The sequence below is a fragment of the Paralimibaculum aggregatum genome (assembly GCF_030270585.1).
GTDB classification, from domain to species: Bacteria; Pseudomonadota; Alphaproteobacteria; order Rhodobacterales; family Rhodobacteraceae; genus Thermohalobaculum; species Thermohalobaculum aggregatum.
In genome coordinates this window covers 1-1,192 of record NZ_BSYI01000118.1, presented here as the reverse complement: position 1 = coordinate 1,192, position 1,192 = coordinate 1, and the positions used below count along the sequence as shown (strand labels likewise).

General features: G+C 65.9%; 3 protein-coding genes. All 3 read left to right on the top strand.

Going from position 1 to position 1,192, the window contains the following annotated elements; genetic code table 11:
• Window positions 1–80: 80 nt before the first annotated feature.
• The gene (gene tnpA / locus QSJ97_RS24555) at window positions 81–512 is read left to right on the top strand and encodes an IS66-like element accessory protein TnpA (RefSeq protein ID WP_285675137.1); all 432 of its coding nucleotides are present in this window, start codon (window positions 81–83) and stop codon (window positions 510–512) included.
• The gene (gene tnpB / locus QSJ97_RS24550) at window positions 497–862 is read left to right on the top strand and encodes an IS66 family insertion sequence element accessory protein TnpB (protein ID WP_285675136.1); all 366 of its coding nucleotides are present in this window, start codon (window positions 497–499) and stop codon (window positions 860–862) included. The genes tnpA and tnpB overlap by 16 nt, the downstream gene beginning before the upstream one ends.
• Before the next feature lie 54 nt (window positions 863–916).
• A partial coding sequence (locus tag QSJ97_RS24545; protein WP_285675135.1) for an IS66 family transposase occupies window positions 917–1,192 on the top strand: 276 nt, incomplete at its 3' end.

Sequence of the window (1,192 nt, the reverse complement as noted above, 5' to 3'; positions counted from 1 at the left end):
CGTAAGCGCTGTCTGGAGCCCACGTTGCTGGTGAGACGTTCGTTAGGTTGAAACGATCCTGGATGTGAAGGGATCGTTTCATGAAACATGTCGACCAAAACGACCAATATTTGTTGGCGGAAGTGAGATCCGTTGCCGAGCGCATGTCGGTCCTCGAGGGGCCGACCGGCCGGCGTAGCTGGCCCGACGATGAGAAGGCACGGATCGTCATGGAGAGCTTTGCGCCGGGCGCACGGGTCAACGAGGTGGCGCGGCGCCACGGGCTGACGCCGCAGCATCTCTCGACCTGGCGAAGCCTCGCGCGGAAAGGAAAACTGGCCTTGCCGGAGGCGCCAGAGACGGAGCCGGCATTCTCGGTTCTCAAGATCGACGACGGGCCGGCACTGGTGGGCAAAGGATCGATCGAGATCGAGGCGGGCGGCGTGGTATTGCGGCTCGCCTCCGACACGCCTGCCACGCGGATTGCCGAGATTGCAGCGGCGCTCGGCGAGAAGCGGTGCCCGAGCCGGTGATTGTCCCGACCGCCGGGGTGCGAATCGTGATCGCGACGAAGCCGGTGGACTTCCGGAAAGGCCATGACGGGCTGGCGGCCGTCGTTCAGAACGAGCTCGGTCTCGATCCGCATTCTGGCGTGATCGTGGTGTTCCGCCCGAAGCGAGCCGACAGGGTCAAGATCCTGACCTGGGACGGCACCGGGCTGGTGCTCGCCTACAAGCGCCTCGAGGACGGCCGCTTCGCCTGGCCGGCGATCCATGATGGCGTGATGCGGCTCAGCCGTGCGCAGTTCGAAGCGCTCTTCGAAGGGCTCGACTGGCGCCGCGTTTGGGGCACCCGGGTGCGCCGGCCCGCTGCGGCAGAGTGACTCGGACGCCATCCAGGCTGCCGCAAGGTGCTGACCTTACGGTAGAATCTCCACATGGAGAGCCCTGCCGCTGATATCGATCTAAGCGCGCTGCCGCCCGCCTATCGGGCGGTGTTCGAGGCGCAGAAGGCCCGGATCGCGGAGCTGGCCGAGATCAACAAGCGCCTCGAGCACCTGGTCCACGAACTCCGACACACAGTCCACGGCAAGCGCTCGGAAAAGCTGACCGAGGACGAGCGCCAGCTCTCCTTCGAGGACCTTGAAGTGGCGGTGGCGGAGGTTCAAGAGGCGGCGGACCAGGCCCCTGCGACGCCTGGAGCGTCGCGCAGG